The following is a 4,864-nucleotide window of genomic DNA, read 5'->3' as shown; positions in this document are numbered from 1 at the left end:
CGATAATCCACCCCCGCCAGCACTTGCGCTGCAATATCCTGCCGGCGCCGCAAAGCCGCGCGCTGCCAGTGGACAAGCTCCATCGCCGTGCCGTCGGTCACCCATTTGGTGGCGATCTCGGCCACCAGCGGCGTCGCCATCCAGTTCGAGACCAGATGCCGGTTGGCGACGGCGGCGACGTAGCGGTCGGGCGCGGCCAGATAGCCGATGCGCAGACCGGGCACGGTGATCTTGGTGAAGGAGGTGACGTAGAGCGTGCGCTCCGGCGCGAACGCGGCAACCGGCGGCGGCCGGTCTTCGACCAGCGGACCGAGCACATCGTTCTCGATGATGGCGATGTCGTGCTTGCGCGCGACCGCGGCGATCTCTTCTCGCCGCCGCGCATCCATCAGGGTCGCCGTCGGGTTGATCACCGAGGGCTGCACGAAGACCGCGCGGATGTCGGAAAGCCGGCAGGCCTCGTCCAGCGCTTCCGGGATCAGGCCGTTGTCGTCGATCGGCAGGCCTTCCAGATTGAAGCCGAGATAGCGTGCCAACGGCACCAGCGTATGGTGGCCGATCGCCTCGGTGGCAACCGTCGAACCCGGCGGCGCGACGCTCATCAGCGCCACGGTCATGCCGGCGGTGGCGCCGTTGGTCAGGCTGACGTTCTGCGGCGATGCATCGAGGCCACAAAGCCTCAGCCATTCGACCGCCACCGCGCGGTGGCGCGGAAACACCATGTTGGGCCGGAACGAAAGTGCTGAACTCGACGGCAGGTTCTCAGCCAGCCAGCCCAGTGCTTGTTTCAGCCGCTCCAGATGCATCGGCTCACAAACCGGTTTCAGGATCGACAGGTCGATGACTTCGCCGAGCCGCTCGGGCAGATATGGCGGCTCCGGCTCGCGGCGCTGCGTCTGGACGAAGCTGCCGCGGCCGATCTCGCCCGAAATCAGGCCGCGACGGATCAGTTCCTCATAGGCGCGGCTGACCGTCTGCACCGAAAGTTTCAGATCGTCGGCCAGCCTGCGATGGGTCGGCAGCCGCGCACCATTGGCCAGGCGCCCGTCATGGATGGCACGCGCGAACTGGTCGGCCAGCGATTGATATGCCGGCCGCCTGATGAGTGCGGGATCGGGTTGCCACAATGTCATGACTTATTAGAGATCGAAATCAGTGCAATTGACAATCGAAATAATGCGCCGTCATGGTACTCGGACGAAAAGTGAGCTCTGATGACATCAGCGAAACTCGACCCGATCGACCTGAAAATCCTCGACGCCATCCAGCGCGACGGACGCATTACCAAGCTGGCGCTGGCCGAGCAGGTCGGCCTGTCGCCGACGCCGTGCTGGATGCGGCTGCGCAAGCTGGAAAAGGCCGGCATCGTCTCGGGCTATCACGCCAGGATCGCCATGCGCGTCGTGGCACCCGTCGCCACCGTGCTGATGGAGGTGACCCTGGCCAACCACCGCCAGGCCGATTTCGACCGCTTCGAGCGCGTCATCCGAGACATCCCAGAGATCGTCGCCTGCTGGTCGGTGGGCGGCGGCGTCGACTATGTGCTGAAGGTGATGGCGCGCGACATCGACGCCTATCAGCGGCTGGTCGACGGCTTGCTCGACCGCGAAATCGGCATCGATCGCTACTTCACCTACATCGTCATCAAGACAGTGAAGGACGAGATCGCGCTGCCCATAGCCGACCTGCTGCCGGCGCAAGCATGAGGTCAATCTCCCCTACCGTACACCCAGGAGACTGATCGAAACCCCCGTCACGTCGTCATCCTGGGGCGAAGCAAGGAGCGCAGCGACGCGGCGCAGACCCCAGGATCCATGCCGCGACTTCAAAGCGCTGCTGCGGTGCAGAATTCTGCTCCGCTGCATTCCTCGACCAAGATCACGGCATGGATCCTCGGGTCTGCGCCGCGTCGCTTCGCTCCTGCTCCGCCCGTGGATGACGAAGGCGGGGAGGCTTCGGCCAATCTCCAGGTTTAGTGCCGCCCACCGGTCAGCAGAGAGATCATCTGCGCCCGCGGGCCAATAGAGACAATCTCTCTCTATGGGGCTGTCCAAACAGCCTTTCTGTCTGCATCGGGACGGATAATCTTCCCGCATCAGTCCGAACCGGGAGGTCTCGACCATGTCCGCGCATTTCGCCCGCTCGCATCGCCATGAAGCGCTCGATCGCCTCGCCGACCGCCGGCTGCTGCGTGAACTCGCCTATGTCGATGGCCACTGGACGGCGAGCGAGGCTGCCGAAAGCTTCGAAGTCACCGACCCGGCCACCGGCACCACAGTCGCTTTCGTCGCCGCGCTCGACGGCCGGCAGACGACGAAGGCGATCGATGCCGCCGCGCGCGCCTTCCCGGCGTGGCGGGCGCTGTTGCCGCAGGAGCGCTCGAAAATCCTGCGGAAATGGTTCGAGTTGATCATCGCTGCAAAGCAAGACCTCGCTCTGCTGATGACGCTGGAACAGGGCAAGCCGCTGCAGGAGTCGCTGGGCGAAATCGACTATGCCGCTTCCTTCGTCGAATGGTATGCCGAAGAAGCAAAACGCTTGAATGCCGAGAGCGTCACAAGCCATCTGCCGGGCGCCGAGATGATGGTGCGACGCGAGCCGCTCGGTGTCGTCGGCGTCGTCACGCCGTGGAATTTTCCGTCGGCGATGCTGACCCGCAAGGCTGCGGCAGCCCTTGCCGCCGGCTGCACGATCGTTGCGCATCCGTCCTCGGAAACACCGCTGTCGGCGCTGGCGCTGGCCGAACTCGGCGAACGCGCCGGCTTGCCCGCCGGCGTCTTCAACATCATCACCGGCAAGGCTTCGACCATCGTCGGCCGGATGTGCGAAGATCCGCGCGTCCGTGCCATGAGCTTTACCGGCTCGACCGAGATCGGCCGGCTGATCGCCGCGCAAAGTGCTGCGACGATGAAGCGGCTGGTGATGGAGCTTGGCGGCCACGCCCCGCTGATCGTCTTTGCCGATGCCGATCTGGACAAAGCGGTTGATATCGCCATCGACGCCAAATTCGCCACGTCGGGCCAGGACTGCCTCGCTGCCAACCGTATCTATGTCCAGCGTCCGATCTACGATCGGTTCTGCGCCGCCTTCGCCAAGCGTATCGAGACGTTGCGGACCGGCAATGGCCTTGCTGATAGCACCGACATCGGCCCGCTGATGCACGAGCGCGCCGTCAAGAAGGTCGAGGAACAGGTCGCCGATGCCATCGCTCACGGCGCGCGCTGCCTCACCGGCGGCAAGCGGCACCAGGCTGGCCCACTGTTCTATCAGCCGACGCTGCTGGCCGATGTCACCGATGAAGCACTGATCATGCGCGAGGAGACGTTTGGTCCGGTTGCCGCCGTGACGCCGTTCGACAGCGAGGATGAAGTGATTGCCCGCGCCAACGCTACCGAATATGGCCTCGTTGCCTATGTCGTGACCGAGAATGGCGGCCGGCAGCAGCGCATGGGCCGCGCGCTCGACTACGGCATGGTCGCCATCAACCGCGTCAAGATCACCGGCGCGCCGATTCCGTTCGGCGGCGTCAAGCAATCGGGCATCGGGCGCGAAGGCTCGCGCCACGGACTCGAGGCTTTCACCGATCTCAAATATCTCTGCCTGGATGTAGCTTAAGCTGCGCCGGAATCGCCGTTTTGTCAGGAGTCAAAAGAATGCTCGACCAGTCCAACGAACTCGCCGCCTGGGATCGCGACCACTTCTTCCATCCCTCGACCCATATGGGCACGCATGCGCGGGGCGAAAGCCCGACGCGCATCATGGCCGGCGGTGAAGGCGTCACCGTCTGGGACAACAATGGCAAGAAGAGCCTCGATGCCTTCGCCGGCCTCTATTGTGTCAATGTCGGCTACGGCCGTCAGAAGATCGCCGATGCCATCGCCGCCCAGGCGAAGAACCTCGCCTACTACCACGCCTATGTCGGCCACGGCACCGAGGCCTCGATCACGCTGGCCAAGATGATCATCGATCGCGCGCCGCAGGGCATGTCGCGCGTCTATTTCGGCCTCTCCGGTTCCGATGCCAACGAAACCAACATCAAGCTGATCTGGTACTACAACAACGTGCTCGGCCGGCCGGAGAAGAAGAAGATCATTTCGCGCTGGCGCGGCTATCACGGCTCGGGCGTGATGACTGGATCGCTGACCGGGCTCGACCTGTTCCACAACGCCTTCGACCTGCCGCGCGCACCGATCCTGCACACCGAGGCGCCCTACTATTTCCGCCGCGCCGACCGCTCGATGAGCGAGGAGCAATTTTCTCAGCATTGCGCCGACAAGCTCGAGGAGATGATCCTGGCTGAGGGTCCGGAAACCGTCGCGGCCTTCATCGGCGAGCCGATCCTCGGCACCGGCGGCATCGTGCCGCCGCCGGCCGGCTATTGGGAAAAGATCCAGGCGGTGCTGAAGAAGTACGACGTGCTTCTGGTCGCCGACGAGGTGGTGACGGGCTTCGGCCGGCTGGGCACCATGTTCGGCTCCGACCATTACGGCATCAAGCCGGACCTGATCACCATCGCCAAGGGCCTGACCTCGGCCTATGCGCCGCTGTCGGGCGTCATCGTCGCCGACAAGATGTGGCAGGTGCTGGTTGAGGGCTCCGACAAGCTCGGTTCGCTCGGTCATGGCTGGACCTATTCGGCGCATCCGATCTGCGTCGCCGCCGGTGTGGCCAATCTCGAACTGATCGACGAGATGGATTTGCTGACAAATGCCCGCGAGACCGGCGCCTATTTCCGCGCCGAACTGGCCAAGGCGGTCGGCGGCCACACGAATGTCGGGGACGTCCGCGGCGACGGCATGCTGGCGGCGGTGGAATTCGTTGCCGACAAGGACGACCGGGTGTTCTTCGACGCCTCGCTCAAGAT

At 64.2% G+C, this 4,864-nt stretch carries 4 protein-coding genes; 3 read left to right on the top strand and 1 reads right to left on the bottom strand.

Annotated features, from left to right (window positions below; translation table 11 throughout):
- Window positions 1-1,133 (bottom strand): MocR-like ectoine utilization transcription factor EhuR (gene ehuR, locus EN939_RS21015; protein WP_164751119.1); only part of this gene is annotated, 1,133 nt, incomplete at its 3' end.
- 81 nt (window positions 1,134-1,214) lie between these two features.
- Between ehuR and EN939_RS21010 the strand changes: the two genes are divergently transcribed.
- From EN939_RS21010 to EN939_RS21000, 3 genes are all read left to right on the top strand, one after another.
- Window positions 1,215-1,706, top strand: coding sequence for an Lrp/AsnC family transcriptional regulator (locus EN939_RS21010; RefSeq protein WP_127269511.1), 492 nt, complete (start codon window positions 1,215-1,217; stop codon window positions 1,704-1,706).
- Window positions 1,707-2,121: 415 nt separating this feature from the next.
- Window positions 2,122-3,615, top strand: coding sequence for an NAD-dependent succinate-semialdehyde dehydrogenase (locus EN939_RS21005; RefSeq protein ID WP_127269510.1), 1,494 nt, complete (start codon window positions 2,122-2,124; stop codon window positions 3,613-3,615).
- 38 nt (window positions 3,616-3,653) lie between these two features.
- A partial coding sequence (locus tag EN939_RS21000; protein WP_127269509.1) for an aminotransferase class III-fold pyridoxal phosphate-dependent enzyme occupies window positions 3,654-4,864 on the top strand: 1,211 nt, incomplete at its 3' end.

The organism is Mesorhizobium sp. M7A.F.Ca.CA.002.05.1.1 (genome assembly GCF_003998335.1).
Lineage (GTDB): Bacteria > Pseudomonadota > Alphaproteobacteria > Rhizobiales > Rhizobiaceae > Mesorhizobium.
The sequence above is the reverse complement of the archived record's forward strand: the minus strand, read 5'-3'. Positions and strand labels throughout refer to the sequence as shown.